At 47.8% G+C, this 15771-nt stretch carries 10 protein-coding genes and 1 tRNA gene; 3 read left to right on the top strand and 8 right to left on the bottom strand.

Annotation, left to right across the window (positions count from 1 at the left end; genetic code table 11):
• Positions 1 to 19: 19 nt before the first annotated feature.
• From MCB1EB_RS04245 to MCB1EB_RS04230, 4 genes are all read right to left on the bottom strand, one after another.
• The gene (locus MCB1EB_RS04245; protein WP_045362743.1) at positions 20 to 769 is read right to left on the bottom strand and encodes an electron transfer flavoprotein subunit beta/FixA family protein; all 750 of its coding nucleotides are present in this window, start codon (positions 767 to 769) and stop codon (positions 20 to 22) included.
• 64 nt (positions 770 to 833) lie between these two features.
• Entirely contained in the window at positions 834 to 1631 is a 798-nt protein-coding gene (locus tag MCB1EB_RS04240) for a MetQ/NlpA family ABC transporter substrate-binding protein (RefSeq protein ID WP_026920807.1), read from the bottom strand.
• Positions 1632 to 1646: 15 nt separating this feature from the next.
• Entirely contained in the window at positions 1647 to 2288 is a 642-nt protein-coding gene (locus MCB1EB_RS04235) for a methionine ABC transporter permease (RefSeq protein WP_026920808.1), read from the bottom strand.
• A 1-nt stretch (position 2289) separates the two neighbouring features.
• Positions 2290 to 3339 carry a methionine ABC transporter ATP-binding protein gene (locus MCB1EB_RS04230; protein WP_045362746.1) on the bottom strand — a complete coding sequence of 350 codons (1050 nt, stop codon included), beginning with the start codon at positions 3337 to 3339 and terminating at the stop codon, positions 2290 to 2292.
• Between the two features lie 163 nt (positions 3340 to 3502).
• Here MCB1EB_RS04230 and MCB1EB_RS04225 point away from each other — a divergent pair, with 163 nt between their 5' ends.
• Positions 3503 to 4066, top strand: a complete 564-nt coding sequence (locus tag MCB1EB_RS04225) for a TMEM165/GDT1 family protein (RefSeq protein ID WP_081953482.1) — start codon at positions 3503 to 3505, stop codon at positions 4064 to 4066.
• Positions 4067 to 4115: 49 nt separating this feature from the next.
• Here the strand turns inward: MCB1EB_RS04225 and MCB1EB_RS04220 are convergent, their stop codons facing one another.
• The 3 genes from MCB1EB_RS04220 to MCB1EB_RS04210 form a co-directional block, all read right to left on the bottom strand.
• On the bottom strand, positions 4116 to 9791 hold the full coding sequence (locus MCB1EB_RS04220; RefSeq protein WP_052393727.1) for a WD40 domain-containing protein: 5676 nt from the start codon (positions 9789 to 9791) through the stop codon (positions 4116 to 4118).
• A gap of 714 nt (positions 9792 to 10505) precedes the next feature.
• On the bottom strand, positions 10506 to 11675 hold the full coding sequence (locus MCB1EB_RS04215) for a Fic family protein (protein WP_045362750.1): 1170 nt from the start codon (positions 11673 to 11675) through the stop codon (positions 10506 to 10508).
• A 477-nt stretch (positions 11676 to 12152) separates the two neighbouring features.
• A tRNA-Leu gene (locus MCB1EB_RS04210) sits at positions 12153 to 12237 on the bottom strand.
• Positions 12238 to 12351: 114 nt separating this feature from the next.
• Between MCB1EB_RS04210 and mltB the strand changes: the two genes are divergently transcribed.
• Positions 12352 to 13524, top strand: coding sequence for a lytic murein transglycosylase B (gene mltB / locus MCB1EB_RS04205; RefSeq protein ID WP_126353880.1), 1173 nt, complete (start codon positions 12352 to 12354; stop codon positions 13522 to 13524).
• A 39-nt stretch (positions 13525 to 13563) separates the two neighbouring features.
• Here mltB and MCB1EB_RS04200 read toward each other — a convergent pair whose 3' ends face one another.
• A complete protein-coding gene (locus tag MCB1EB_RS04200) occupies positions 13564 to 14550 on the bottom strand; it encodes an RpnC/YadD family protein (protein WP_126353879.1) in 987 nt (328 codons plus the stop codon).
• Positions 14551 to 15018: 468 nt separating this feature from the next.
• Between MCB1EB_RS04200 and MCB1EB_RS04195 the strand changes: the two genes are divergently transcribed.
• Complete coding sequence (locus MCB1EB_RS04195) at positions 15019 to 15750, top strand: transporter (protein ID WP_045362752.1); 732 nt, start codon at positions 15019 to 15021, stop codon at positions 15748 to 15750.
• Positions 15751 to 15771 lie beyond the last annotated feature (21 nt).

The raw sequence follows: 15771 nt of genomic DNA, 5'->3' as shown, positions 1-15771 counted from the left end.
ACTCACTGACCCTAAACCATTAGAGAACTTTTGCTTCGTTTTTTAGTTTGTCGACTAAAGTTTTAACGTCCGGCACCTTAACACCGGCCGGACGCGCCGCGGGTTCAGCAACTTTAAGGGTTTTTAGACGCGGCGCAATATCCACGCCCAGCGTGTCTGGAGACAGGGTCTCAAGCGGTTTCTTCTTGGCTCTCATGATGCTTGGCAGCGTTAGATAGCGTGGCTCGTTTAAACGCAAGTCGGTGGTTATTACCGCTGGCAACGTCAAGGAAAGCGTTTCTAGCCCGCCATCAATTTCACGCGTGACATGGGCGCGCCCATCCACCATAGTGACCTTTGAAGCAAAGGTTGCTTGCGGCAGATCACATAGAGCCGCCAGCATCTGACCGGTCTGATTAGCATCATCGTCGATTGCTTGCTTACCCAAAATAATCAGTTGCGGCGCTTCTTTTTTTACCAACGCTTGTAGAAGTTTAGCGACGGCCAAGGGTTGCAACTCTTGATTCGTTTCCACCAAAATCGCGCGGTCCGCACCCATTGCCAATGCACTGCGCAAGGTTTCTTGACACAGCGCCACACCACATGAAACCGCAACAATTTCAGTTACCAGCCCAGCTTCTTTAAGCCGCACCGCTTCTTCAACGGCGATTTCATCGAATGGATTCATCGACATTTTCACATGCGCCGTGTCCACCCCGGTGTGGTCAGGCTTGACGCGCACCTTTACGTTGTAATCTACAACCCGCTTGACTGCTACCAGAACCTTCATCCGCCTACTCCATTCTAAATATTTATTGAGCGCCACTATCGCGATGAGCCATCCCGCTGATCCATTACCAAGCCACGAGCGCCTCTCCTTTAAACTGGCGTTCAATATATTGCCTCACTTCAGGTGAATGATAGGCTTTGACGAGCTTGGCCACCCAAGGTTTGTTTTGATCGCTTGCCCGCACGGCAATTAGATTGGCATACGGTCCTTTGGGATCTTCGATAGCGATTGCATCCCGCACTGGAGTCAAGCCAGCTTGCACGGCAAAATCTGTATTGATAGCGGCAGCATCAACATCTTTCAAGACGCGTGGAATCTGAGCCGCATCCAACTCAATCAGTTTTAGTTTTTTCGGATTATCCGTAATATCAAGCGGGGTGGCGAGTTCTACGCCAGCGCGCAGCTTGATCAAGCCTTGCTTTTGCAGAAGCAATAATACGCGGTTGCCATTGGTGGGATCATTCGGCAAGGCAATTTTGGCGCCAGGCTTAAGCTCAGATAAAGATTTGACGCGCGCTGAATAAATCCCCAATGGGAAAGTCACTGTATTCGCGACACTCACCAGCGCATATTTACGATCTTTGTTCTGCGCAACTAAATAAGGCAAATGCTGAAAACTATTGGCATCCAGATCACCCGCAGCAAGCGCAGCATTAGGCTGCACAAAATCAGAGAATTCGATGATCTGGAGATCCAGGCCATCTGGCGCTTTTGCTGCCACGGCTTTCACTACCGCCATAATTTGCGCATGCGGACCCGCCGTAACACCTACTTTGATTTTTTCTGCAGCGCCAGCCACCGCGGACCCCAAAAACAAACTTCCTAAGATCACCGCAAAGCGGGATAAAGCACGAAATTGCATAATGATTTCTCCTGTTTATTTATGGCTAAGCCGGCGCACCAGCCAATCTCCGCCTGACTGCACCAACTGCACGAAAACCACGAGTATACCGACTACCGCCAACATGACTTCAGGTAGAAAGCGTTGATAACCGTAGCGGATACCAACATCGCCCAACCCGCCGCCGCCGATGGCGCCCGCCATTGCTGAATAGCCTACCAAGCTCACTAAGGTTACCGTCAAACCCGCAATAATCCCAGGCCAGGCTTCGGGTAACAGTACTTTACAGATAATTTGCCGGGTACTCGCCCCCATCGCCTGCGCCGCTTCAATCAAACCCGCATCCACTTCACGCAGCGCCACTTCGACCAAGCGCGCTACAAATGGCGCGGCCGCAATAGTTAATGGCACAATCGCCGCCAGCGTCCCAATCGAAGAACCGACCAATAGCCGGGTAAAGGGAATCACCGCCACGAGTAAAATAATAAAAGGGGTTGAGCGTATCGCGTTGATAACGAACCCAAGGATATGATTTAACGCGAGATTGGGCAGCACTCCATCGCGTGCGCTTAAGTAAAGGATAATCCCTAATGGCACGCCTAACAGCGCGCCAAGCAAACCGGATACGCCGACCATCAGCAGCGTTTCTTCAAACGATAAAAGTAGGAGACTCAGCATTTTATTCTAGATCCAATAATTCCTCGACAAGCACCCCGCGCTGCCGCAAAAATGCCATGGCCTCCGCGACTTTGACTGGAGCGCCACTCGCCAGCACAGCTAAAGACCCAAACGGCTGCCCTTGGACCTCATCAATCCGACCATGCAAGATATTAAAATCGATCATCGCATAATGCCGCATGGTCTCCGATAGCACGGGTTGATCAACTCCGCTCGCAAAGGCGAGTCGGAGTAAATGATGGTACTTTTCGCCGGCGTGATTATCGTGCATTTGTACCCGCAAACGCGCTTTTAGCGCCGGCGGCAATTCATGCGCAATGGTTTCACCTAATAATGAGCGCGTAACCTCGTGTTGCGGTTGCAAAAACACCTCTCGGACCGGCCCGACCTCAAGGATGCGGCCCGCATCCAACACCGCCACTCGGTCACAGACCGCCTTGATGACTTCCATTTGATGCGTAATTAACACAATCGTCAGCTTTAGCTCATGGTTAATACGCTTAAGCAAGTCTAAAATCGAGCGTGTGGTTTCAGGATCAAGCGCAGAGGTGGCTTCATCAGATAGCAGCACGCGTGGCCGGTTCGCCAGAGCGCGTGCAATCCCTACTCTTTGCTTTTGCCCGCCACTAATTTGCGTTGGATAGCGGTCTTTTTGCGCACTTAAGCCCACCAATTCAAGCAAGGGTAATACGGTTGCCTCAATCTCGGCGCGCCGCATGCCAGCAAGTTCAAGCGGCAGCGCAACATTGCCAAATACGGTGCGCGAAGATAACAAATTGAAATGCTGAAAAATCATCCCAATATCGCGCCGGGCAGCGCGCAACGCATCTGGCGTAAGCGCTGTTAAATCACGCCCCGCAACCACAACGCGCCCATCTGTAGGGCGGGTGAGTAAATTAAGCGTGCGTATGAGCGTGCTTTTGCCTGCGCCGCTACGTCCGATAACGCCGAATATTTCACCTGCGCCAATCGTGAGGTTAACATCATGTAAAGCCTCTATTGGACCCTTGGGACCCGCGAAGCGCTGTGTAATGCGGTGAAGCTCAATCATAACTGGAACGGCGAAAGTGTTAACATATCTGATCTATGCGATTTTAATGGCAATGCTTAAGCAGACTCAAGCTCAAACCGCCTATAGGCTTAAAATTTGCCATTGACTGCTGAGTGCACTACGCTTCATTCTTGACACTGACACACCGCCAGGAGCCCGAACTTTGCTAACTGCTTTTTTAATTTCAACGGGCACCGTGGCGCTTGCCGAAATAGGCGATAAAACACAACTACTCTCCCTGGTTCTGGCGGCCCGTTATCGTAAACCCTGGCCGATTATCTTGGGCGTACTGATTGCGACGTTGGTCAATCATACCCTAGCTAGCGCGTTCGGCGCTTGGCTCGGCACTCGGCTGACCCCTGAATTGATGCGCTGGGCGCTGGCAATCTCGTTTATTGGCATGAGCTTATGGATGCTTATACCGGATAAATTCGACTCACAAAAACAGTATAACGCGGGTAAATTCGGCATCTTTGGCATCACGTTAATAGCTTTTTTCATTGCTGAGATAGGGGATAAGACACAACTGGCAACGATTGCTCTAGCCGCTCGTTTCCAGGATTTTTGGGGCGTAGTGATAGGCACAACGCTGGGCATGATGATCGCCAACGTACCGGCTATTTTGCTCGGCGAACGCTTCGCGCACCGGCTGCCGCAACGCTTAGTGCATGCGGTTGCGGCAGGTATATTTGCAGTGCTTGGGGTGATGGCGTTGCTTAATTTTTAGTCGCTCAGACGACGGTCCAGCCACCAGATGGTGGTGAACCGTAGTAAAGCTATCCAAATGCCCGGAGTTGGTCATCCTGCCTGAATCTAGAGTCTACAACGATCTCCTGACTCCCGTGGAGGCTTGAAGACGGCTCGCCTACCGCGCCGTGCTGCTTTAACAGCGCCTTGTTAGGGTTGCTTAGGCATTGTACGTTTTCGATTAAAGTATCGGCCAAGGTAAGGCTTTCATGCGTCGAGCTCCAGCACAAAAACACTTTATATTCCCCACCCTCTTTTCTCACCTCCCACTGGCGAACAGACTTGTCGCCACTGCCAGTGACTAAATAATTGCCATTGAAAATTTCTTTCCATGCAATACTTGTGACTGAGCGGCCAAAACCTTGAATGACCTTCTGACACTGCCCCGTTTTGACATCCCATAGACGTAATGTATTGTCAAAACTGCCTGAGGCAAGTTGATCCCCTTGTGGTGAATACACAATGTTAAGAACCCAATTTGTATGCTCGCTTAAGGTGTAGTGCAATGTACCCGTTTGGGCGTCCCACAAACGCACAGTCTTGTCATCACTAGCGGAGGCAAGTTGATCCCCTTGCGGCGAATATACGATGCTGCGAATTGATTTTTTATGGCCACTTAAGGTGTGGCACAATCTACCCGTTTGAGCATCCCACAGCCGCACAGTCTTATCATCACTGCTCGACGCGAGCTGATCCCCCTTTGGTGAATACACAACCCTATCAATATCCTTCGTATGGCCGCTTAAAGTGTGACGCAATGTGCCTGTTTGGGGGTCCCACAAACACACAGCCTGATCCCAACTGCCCGAGGCAAGCTGATCTCCTTGCGGCGAATACACGATGCTGCGAATTGATTTTGTATGGCCGTTTAAAGTGTGTTGTAATTTACCCGTTTGGGCGTCCCACAAACGCACAGTCTTGTCACTACTAGCGGAGGCAAGCTGATCTCCTTGCGGTGAATACATAACTCTATGGACCCAATCCGTATGCCCACTTAAGGTGTAGCACAATGCACCCGTTTGAGCGTCCCACAAACACACGGTCTTGTCATTACTGGCGGAGGCAAGCTGATTTCCTTGCGGCGCATACACGATGCTGCTAATTGATTTTTTATGGCCGCTTAAGGTATGGCGTAATTTACCCGTTTGAGCATCCCATAGCCGCACGGTCTTGCCATCACTACTACTCGACGCGATCTGATCCCCCCTTGGTGAATACACAATACTTCTAACATCCTCCATCTGCTCGCTTAAAGAGTGGCGTAATACCTCCGTTTTGACGTCCCAAAGCCGCACGGTCTTATCATAACCGCCCGAGGCAAGCTGATCTCCATTTGGTGAATACGAGATGCTACTAACAAAACCTATATGCCCGTTTAAAATGTGGCGCAGTGCGCCCGTTTTGACATCCCATAGACGCACGGTTTTGTCCCAACTGCCTGAGGCAAGCTGATCTCCTTGCGGTGAATACACGGCGCTCATAACCCAACCTGTATGCCCACTTAACGTGCGGCACAGTGCACCCGTTTTGACATCCCATAACCGCACGGTTTTATCTTTGCTACTCGAAGCAATTTGATTCCCTTTTGGCGAATATGCGATGTTAGTAACAGAATGTCTATGACCACTTAAGGTATAGAGCAGTCGACCCGTTTGAATCTCCCACAAACATGCGGTTTTGTCGTCACTGCCCGAGACGAGTTGATCCCCCTGCGGTGAATAGGCAACGCTGGTAACCTTCCCGGTATGGCTGCTTAAAATGCGCAGACAAACCCCCGTTTTGGCATCCCACAACCGCACGGTCTTGTCATGACTGCCCGAGGCAAGTCGATTCCCGTGCGGCGCATACACGGCGCTATTAACCAGACTTGTATGGCCGCTTAAGGTGTGGAGCAACGCCCCAGTTTGAGCGTTCCACAGCCGCACCATATGGTCCCAACTGCCCGAGGCAAGCTGATCCCCCTGAGGTGAATAAACGATGCTAGTCACCCGACTCGTATGGCCACATAAGGTCAAAATCTTTTCCCAATTTGATGTCTGATATAGACTGATCGTATTGTTTTCGAGACCCACGGCGTGGGTTTTCCCATCCGGTGAATACGCACACGAACACACAATGCTTTTTTCTTGTAGATACGGCCATTCGCCAAACTGCGCCCCCGCCATCTGCGCGCCACTAAAATTCGCTTGGCGCAACCAAGCCGCTTGAAGCTTGACTCCTGTCAAATCCGCCTCCTGCAATTGCACGGAATCGAATACGCCTTTACTCAGATCCGCCCCGGGAATCCTGATACCTTTTAAATCGGCTCGGTTAAATTGTACGCCTGCTCTGACTAAGATCGTAATTGCATTAGCCGCCCCCACTGCCACCGAGAAAAGCGGATCTTTAGAGGCTTCTATCCATGCATAAAGATATGCTTTAAAAGGAAGGTACTGCTCAACCCTCTCTACTAAGAAATCGAGGATCAGGGGTTCATCCACCAGTAAATATTGATTCAGTACCGCATGGGCGTCAGGGGCAGAGCTGCTAAACCGCGGCCCACAAATCGCTCGCGCCACTAGATAATCTTGAATCGATTTATGGATAAACCGATAATGTTGGCCTTGGTGAATCAGCGGCGCATTAAAGAGCAATAAGCGTTTTTCTGCATCTTTTTCAAAATAAGCACGCCATGCCTCTGGAACGACCTCATCATACTCAGGATCATAGGATGCTTGTATGATGCCTTTTTGGGTCAGTGTAACCGCCATCTCTTGGCTTGCTCGAAGTCCTTCCGCAGTTAAATGAGGCCCTAACCTGCTTCGCGCTTTCTCCTCTTCCTCGGTTAAATCAATGTACTGCAAACGTTCTTTGGAGCGGCTCCACCAACGGGAAATATACTCGTCATACAGTGTAATGCGGGTGACCGGCGCTGACTCACTTTCAATCAGGTCAGGTAACAGATCAAGCGCCATTCGGAGTAAAAATGGGCGACGAATCGCTTCTTTTAAAGTCGGCAAACGATTAAGTGCAACTTGATACCGTTTAAGAGTCCACCCTATCCGCTCAGTATGCTCAATATATTTTTCAATATAAGCTTTTATCCAGTCATCTGAAATCGGCGAAATCCAATATTCTTGCAGCGCAGAGGTTTGACCCCGTTTTTGAAACTGGCTGTGATATCCATCTGCAAGATACTCCGGGCGAGAGCTGATAATGATTTGCGCATTCTTCCAGTGATCGAGTTTGTTATCCGTATAAAATGCCTGAGCGTGATCCTTGATTTCATCAAACCCATCTAAAATAAAGATACACCGATTTTCTTTTCGAAGTACCTCAATTGCATTTTCCGAAAACCCTTGTTCGAGCAAATAACTCTCAATCAAATCCTCGCGAGAAGGTTTATGTTCGGCAAGTGCAATAAAAAGAGGAATAGGAGCATCAGGGAATTGTTGATATTTGTCCCAAAGCGTACGCGTTAAATGTCGATTAAAGGTAGTTTTACCCGCACCCGCCTCACCCAGCAGTAAAAGTACTTTTTTGTCGGACGATAAAAAATCGTATACCTTATCTATTAAAATAAAGGAGGTCTGTGCATACGCAGTTTCCTGCCCTTGAGCAGGAATATAAAAAGTGAGAGCATCTCTCACCGCATCCAATTCTTCCAGCGTATTCAAGTATCCAGCCCTTAATTCTTCAATATGCTTACCTAATTGCGCTAAAGGCTTATAACGTGCAGTCTCTGCATGGGCGTTTAATTTACCCAAGCCTTTTTCTAATTCGCTAACGCCTGTGACCAGTTCCTGGACATGGGCTTGAACCTGCACAAGCCCTCTCCCCATGGTTTGCGCGACACTTGAATGCTCCATGAAACCTGTTTCTACGGTTTGAACCAGATTTGCATAAGATTGATTCATCTCTTGCCTAAAATCCTTGATTTGAGGAAGGAATGTTCTGGCATAAGCACCGTGTTGAATCGTTTCTTGAACTTCCTTAAGAATCAAGCTGCTGGGCTTATCTTGCCAAAAAGGATGCCAGGCTGGGGGCGCGTAATCAAGGCGATCCATCGCTTCAAGCGTAAGAGGCGTCCATAGATTACCGATACGATCCAAGGTTTGTGCTGCGTATTGCTTCACGGCCTCATGGCGACCCCATCTTTCCCCACCCTGCTTTAAGCTCATCAAAAAACGTAACGCACTGTCTTTAGTCTCTTTATCATGATTTCTACACGCTATCCGCTCCAGGCGATCACACAAGCCTTGCAAGAAATATTGATCCTTTGCATAGTTCCCTTGACTTAAAAATTGATCTATACCTCTCAACCAACCTTTCTCTATCAAGAGATCGATATAGCACAATGCAATGTACCAATCTGTACCCGAGCGATGGAAACCGTATTTTTCTAAAATTAATCGAATACCTTTCTGAAATCGTTCGAACCCTTCCCAGAATTTATCGGGATCCAAGGTTTGAATCGCCCCCGCGAAGTAAGCTGCACTGCCTCCAAACTGAAGAGCCGCTTGTATGGCCACCTCTTTCCATTCTTGTTGGTTTTCTAACCGTTTCAAAGCTTGGCGGGCGTACCGCGCCTGAAACGCTAAGCAGACATCCTGGTGGCTATTCTTCTCTTTTTCATCCTGTAACTGCTTAAGCAGCGAATTCATTGATGTTTTCAGCGACTCATCACCTAACTTACCGATTTGAGCTTCGTACATCGTGTCAAGAAGCAACGTTAGGGCTTGCAGTAGCGAGGTGAGCTGAAGCTTGTTATTTTTGCGGTGGGCCAGATTTAGCAAACGCCCTAACTGTCCAAACAACCTCACACAGTCAGCAGCTAAGTGCTCATCTTGCGACAAATGCGAGCGATTTAAGATCATAAAAGCCAGACCTTGCAACGCGGCCACGTTAATAAAATTTTCAAGTTCGCTTTCGAGCCTATTTATAATCGTGCGATGATGTCCGACATGGTCCAGTGGGCTCAGTGCTACGACCTCTTGGACAATAGCTAAATTACAGAAATGACTATTGGCAAACCGGCGTATGACTTCATTAGCACCGTCTCTAAGCTCATACATCTCTAGATTGTGCCTCGGACCTTCTTGCAAACACCAAGCCAAGTGACGAGTTTCTTTAATCTCTTCGAGTTTGCTCATTAAAATATAAGGCTGACTCAACAGAGTTGGCACCAGGTCTTGACTAAAAAAAGAGGCAGTGGAAGAAAGTGGCATCGGATGCAAGGAAAGCCTTTCTAGCTCACGGGTAAAATCTATAGGCAATGGAACCTGGGCAGGTCGTTCGGTAGGAGCCGTATAGTTTTTTTTATTTAAGTGGACGCCACTTGACCCACGCTCGACCTCTCGCTTTCTCGAAGAAGTGCTACTGGCGGTATATCGTTCAAAAAGACTCCGCTCCTTTTGCTCCAGTATTTTGGCTTCTGCAGTCCGTCCTAGCGTCCTTAGTAACGCACTGTATTCTGAATAAATCGATCCAAACATTTTGACCGTTTGAAGATCAATAAAAATTTTTTCTAGTACTTCTTCCAGCAATTTTTGAGCTGCTTTATAGTGATTTTCTGCCTCAACGACTTGACCTTCTCTTTTATACCAATCCGCCGTATCTTTATCCAGTCGCACTTGCTCAAGCATCTGCTGAGGTGTTTGAAGAGCATGCTGACTTTGTGCAGCAGGATTGGATCTTGAAAACAGGCCACTGACAGGTGTAAACATTGCGTTCCTTGTACGGGTATTTTCTAATTCTCGTTCGGTTCAATGAACGAGTCGTGTAGAAAAGTCCAATTTCTTAAAACTTTTAACAATAGATGAAGTCTAAAAATAGGGAGTACGCCGCATATTTTGCGCGCTGAGCTCAAAGACCCTATCGTCCATATAGACAATTGGGCTGAATTGTAACGATAGACAAATGATTTTTGCAAAAAATTATGGCGTATGGGTCGACTGCCTATTTTGTGGGACGCACAAGGCCACCCTTTATCCATCGAGCGTACCGCGACAGCTAATTGAGCGGGAGTAAAAACCCGTTCAATGGACTTAGTTTATTTAACAAGGCAGCTCCCTGCTGATGGGCTGAAATTAAAAGAGCGAGATGTACGCCCATCATTAGGCAAAACAAAACCTGAGCACAAATTCGCATTGAAATTATCGGAGAACTTGCGATTACTCTAGAGAGCGTTAGATGCAGCAAACAAAAACTTCAGATGGTAGCAATGCGCTTTTTGGTTGATGAGAACGGTCAGCCATTAAACATCTACACTTTGGTACGAACTGAAAAGTCGTTTGAATTTCTGTCTTAAAGGAGACGGATAACCAGATAATTGCTCGGCGAACGCTCTGCGCACCGGCTGCCGCAACGCTTAGTGCATGCGGTTGCAGCAGGTATATTTGCAGTGCCTGGGGTGATGGCGTTGCTTAATTTTTAGCGCGTCATTTTTCCAATGGCCCTATGCCTCGATCTACTATTTTTATATACCTTGCATAACTGAACAGGCGGTTTCGCTTCTGGGAGGTGAGTGCTTGTACGATACCTAGTTTTTCCATGTGAGCCAATGCCTTATTGACAGTGGTTGGTGTTAGACCTGTTTTCTCTACTAACCGACCCGAAGTGGTAACAGGACGCTCTATGAGTACTCGGTGGATTTGCAAAGTAGAAGGTGCCGCTCTGCCCAGCCGATTCATTTTTTCTCGATCCTGAGCGAGCAATTCGAGAAGTTGTTGCGCCGTTTCTACTGCCTGGGTAGCGGTAACAGTAATGGCTTCAGTAAAAAAATCGAGCCAGGCTTCCCAGTCACCAGTCAAGCGGACATTATTGAGCAGCTCATAATAGTATTGGCGATGAGTTTTGAAATAGAGGCTTAGATAGAGCATGGGTTCTCGTAACACCTTCTGTTCATATAAGAGCAACGTGATCAGGAGGCGGCCCAAGCGACCATTACCATCGAGAAATGGGTGGATCGTTTCAAACTGCACATGCGCTAACGCTGCTTTAAGCAAGACTGGCGTTGGCTCTGGCTGATCATGGAGAAATAGCTCGAGCTTGCTCATACATGCTAGCACTTCCTCCGCAGGAGGTGGAACAAAAGCCGCATTGCCTGGCCGTGTACCCCCAATCCAGTTTTGGCTGCGTCGAAATTCCCCTGGTGTTAGCTTACAACCACGGCCCTCTGCTAACAAAACGCTGTGCACTTCTCGAATCAGCCGCAACGACAATGGTAGCCCTTCTTTGAGCAGGCGCAAACCATGTTCGAGTGCTGCGACATAATGACTCACTTCACGTACATCATCTAATGGGACGCCCGGCATTTGATCTAGCTCGAACATCAACAAATCGGAGAGTGAAGATTGCGTTCCTTCGATCATGGACGAGAGCACCGCCTCCTTACGAACATACATGTAGAGAAAAAGCGAGGTGTCAGGTAGCAACGTTGATACGCTATCCAACTGTCCTAGCGCAAGTAACGCTTGGTCGAATTTTCTGCGCAATTCAGCAGTCCAAGCGATAGGTGGGCAAGGCGGAAGCGGCGCAGGTACGAAGGCCCGCGCTTTTTCGCCCGTTGTCGATATCGTGACATAGCGGCCTTGGAGCGTTCGTTTCATTGAGCGTAACCTAAAATAAGAAAGTCTATTATTTTACGATATCAATCAAAGATAAAATATGTTTTTGTCAAGGCAAAGAGTTGCTCTTATGAAAAGTTCGGTAATTCACCTTGAGCTTCGGGGGGAACCTCTCGCTATTGCGCCAAATAACCGATTAGTCCGAACTGAAGTTAACCCGCTCTGCATGCTGGATAGGTGCTTTTAAGCGATCCTCACCGTGCGCCTATTTTTTATTTCCAGTTGGATTCTAGCAAGAGTTTAATAGATGGTCCCCTCACTGTCTAAACTGCTAAGCCAGCTACAGTGAATTGTGCCAAATTTTGTAATGCATTGAGTAAGTTCGCGCTGCTGCAAATTGCCTAAAGTCAATTCATCGATAACCAAAAGGGTGAATTAGCGCCTACTGGCCTAACCCAGGATTTTTAAGGAAAAGTCAAAAAATATTCGTTTATATTCTAATTCTATCGAAAAGCTGGATGGTGCCCAGGGCCGGAATCGAACCGGCACGCCTTGCGGCGGGGGATTTTGAGTCCCCTGCGTCTACCTATTTCACCACCTGGGCTATCTGCTGTTAAAGCTAGGCGTTTCTTAGCGCCTATGCTTAGCAAGAAGCGGATTATAGCGAAAACCGCGCGTTCGTGCTATATATTGATGCAATTGATTACTTTATTTATTCATGATGACTGCGATGCGCATCTTAGCTCTTCTCGCTAACCGCTATGTATTTTTCCCTGGCATGTTTCTAAGCGGGATGTTTGTGGCGGGCAGCGCGCTCATAGCGGGCTGTACGCCAGCCCAATCTCAAGCTGAAACATCCGCGCAACAAACTCCCGCAGCAAAACGCTATCAAAACAATCCGGCAGTCGAGGCTTTTATCAGTGATCTGGCAGCACGCCATCAGTTTGAGCCGAGCGCGCTGCGCGCGCTTTTTGAGCAGGCTAAATATTCAGACGCGGTGATCAAACTTGAACAGCCCTCGCCCACCCCAGCACCGCGTAACTGGCATGCCTATCAGTCACGCTTTCTTAACGCAGAGCGCATCAATGCTGGCGTGCACTTCTGGCGTACTCATCAAGCCGCTTTGCAACGCGCGTACCAAGAATTTGGGGTGCCGCCTGAAATTATTGTGGGGATTATTGGCGTTGAGACTTTCTATGGCCGCAATATGGGCAATTACCCTGTATTGGATGTTTTAACAACTCTGACTTTTGACTATCCAGCGCGGCCAAATCAGTTAGAGCGCGGAGCCCTATTTCGTAAAAATTTAGAGGCTTTTTTACTTTGGACACGCGCGGCAGGCCTTGACCCGACTCGAATTTTAGGCTCTTACAATGGAGCGGTAGGAATTGCGCAATTTATGCCCAGCAGTGTTATGCAATATGCAATTGATTATGATGGCGACCAGAAGGTGGATTTATATACGAGTGTCGTTGATGCCATTGGCAGCATTGCTAATTACTTGCGCCAACACGGCTGGGAAGCCGGTCGGCCCGTGATCTGGGAAATTGCCTCTGATAACGGTAGTCTAGGCATTGCGCAGGCAGGCGCGGATGGAAAAATTGAACCCCGCCGGAAGCTACGCGAATTAATTAAAGCAGGCCTATTATTGAATGAAAAAATCGATATAGAAGCTGAATCAGACACTTTGGTCAATATTATTGATCTGCCCATTCCTCAGCAGCCAACCGAATATAAGCTCGGCCTACGTAATTTTGCCGTGATCACTAACTATAATCGCAGCTTTTTTTATGCCCTAAGCGTTTACCAGCTTGGTCAGCAAGTTAAGCAGCGTTTACAAATGAACGAAACCTCTCGTGCTATGGCGATCTTTCCTCCGCTTGCTCTTTAGATAAAGAGCCAGAGCCCCACAGACAATGCTGAACCAGTTTTAAAAAACCTCATCAAGTGTTTGCGCCATAAAAATCCGTTCGCCCCATTGACGCAAAGTATCTACATCGGCTTCATTCAATTTCTGCAGATAAGGTTCGGCTAAGTTTTTAAACTTACACTGTAGTTGGGCTATCAACAAATTACTCAATATCTGCCTGTTTTCTTGTCGGCCTTTTTCAAGTCCTTCTTTAACCCCTTCTTTAAGTCCTTGCTCCATACCAATACGCTCAGCACTCGTAATATATTCATATTCCATTTCAGACTCCTTCTCAAGTTGTTTAATTGAACTATTATAGATAATTTCAAACTCTTTGGGCAAGGTTAAGACGGCGTCAATAAACCGATAAAGGTTGAGTATGCTTTCGCGCGCCATGCCTTTTTCGTAAAGAAAGCGCGTTAACCGATATTTATGCCGGTAACGCGCGTTCGGGTCAGTCCGCGTTTGCAACGCAGCAAGGTGCGCTGCAACCATCATGCCAAAAGGATTTGCCTGCGCTAACAACCCTTTTTCTTGACCGCGATAATCGAGTAGCTTGCTCGTCAGAAACTGAAAGCGGTTCACTTGATAGCCGCACGCTTGGATCGAAAAATCCTGAGGTCGCCATCCAGTGCGATCATCGGCCAAAATCACCAGTGTCAATGCCCACTGACCATAACGTTCATGCAGACGATAAAAGTACTCAAATAATCTTTGCGCAAAGCCTGTTTCATAATTGCCTTGCACTTCAATATGCAGCAGCAAATAACACTCCACGCCATTTTTTAAACGTACTTTGATCAGTTTATCGACCAGCCGTTTGCCGATTTGGCTCTTTTCAGTGAAGCGTTGTAATTCTTGGTCGAGCATTTCGTATTTCGCTTCCCAAGCAATTTTTTGCGCCAGTTCTTGATAGAAAAATTGCATAAATTCTGGGAAATACGCATTTAGTGCATTCTTCCATGCTGCATCCGCATGAAAGGGTGGATTAGCAAGTTGGGCCGTCATGGCAATCCTTTAAATTGAAATTGACTTACGTATAAATTCGCAAAAACATAGAGAGCTTCATTCGTCATTTAGCGATTTTTAGATCGGCGTTAACCCTTTTTGCATAAGGTCTCAGCCCTTATATTTCACTTATTCTTATACTCTTGAGATTGCATTGATGTTCTGTACTATATGCGGTTTGCGTTGAATTTAATATATGTCAAAAGGTATAGCGCGCAGCAAAGTTTCCCTATAAAAAATGCCCTTGCAGCCACACCTTGCCTCCTTTTTCGGTTTATCACGCCCCGGTTCGCAAATCAAAGAAATAGATTTTTCTTGGGCGCTTATCGTTGCCATACCACTTCTTTTAGATTAGGACGTGTCCTTTGTTCAATTTAACCCTTTCTCCAGTGTCGGTTTGCAAAAATAGGTTGCCAGCAACCGTTAAGCACCCCGTTCGTTCGCTCTGGAATCTTTTTTAATTTAACTATGATTAAAGCACTTTCCTTCTTTGGATTACTTTTGCCTACTGTTTGTTTTGCCGCCCATCCATTGACCACGGATGACACGGGTACGCAAGGCACAGGTCAATGGCAATATGAATTTAATTCAGAATTTGCAACGCTAGATACGGCCCGCGAGCAAACTTGGAACTCTCAACTGACCTATGGTTTGCGAGATACGCTTGATGTTTTTATCAGTACGCCCTATCAACGGTTGCGTTCTGATCTACCCGATTCATCCGCACGTGGCTTTAATGATCCGACGATTGGCCTCAAATGGCGACTTTATGAGAGCAATGGCTTGTCATTCGGGCTGCTGCCGTCAGTGTCATTGCCGCTGGCCAATGATCGCAACGGACTGGGCAATGGCCGCGCCACCTACAGTACACGAGGCTTGATGCAATATACAGTCGGCTCATTCACTTGGTTGACGAATGTCGGATATACGCGCAATAACAACGTCTATGGCGACCGCCGGAATCTATTTAGCGCCTCGACCGCAGGACTCTACCGCCTCAATGAAAAAATCACCTTACTGGCTGATTATGGCTATAGCAGCAATGAAGATCCCGACACGAGCAAGCCAGAGGGCTTTGCGCTGGTAGGCGCAATCTATAGCTTGAATAAAAAAGTCGATCTTGATTTTGGCTATAAACGTGGGCTCAACCAACAGGCGCTTAACCATTCTTGGATGGCCGGCGCCACGCTACGTTGGTGATCGCTGATCCAGGTATCTGGA

Source organism: Mycoavidus cysteinexigens, assembly GCF_003966915.1.
GTDB lineage: Bacteria > Pseudomonadota > Gammaproteobacteria > Burkholderiales > Burkholderiaceae > Mycoavidus > Mycoavidus cysteinexigens.
This window is presented reverse-complemented; position numbering and strand designations above follow the sequence as displayed.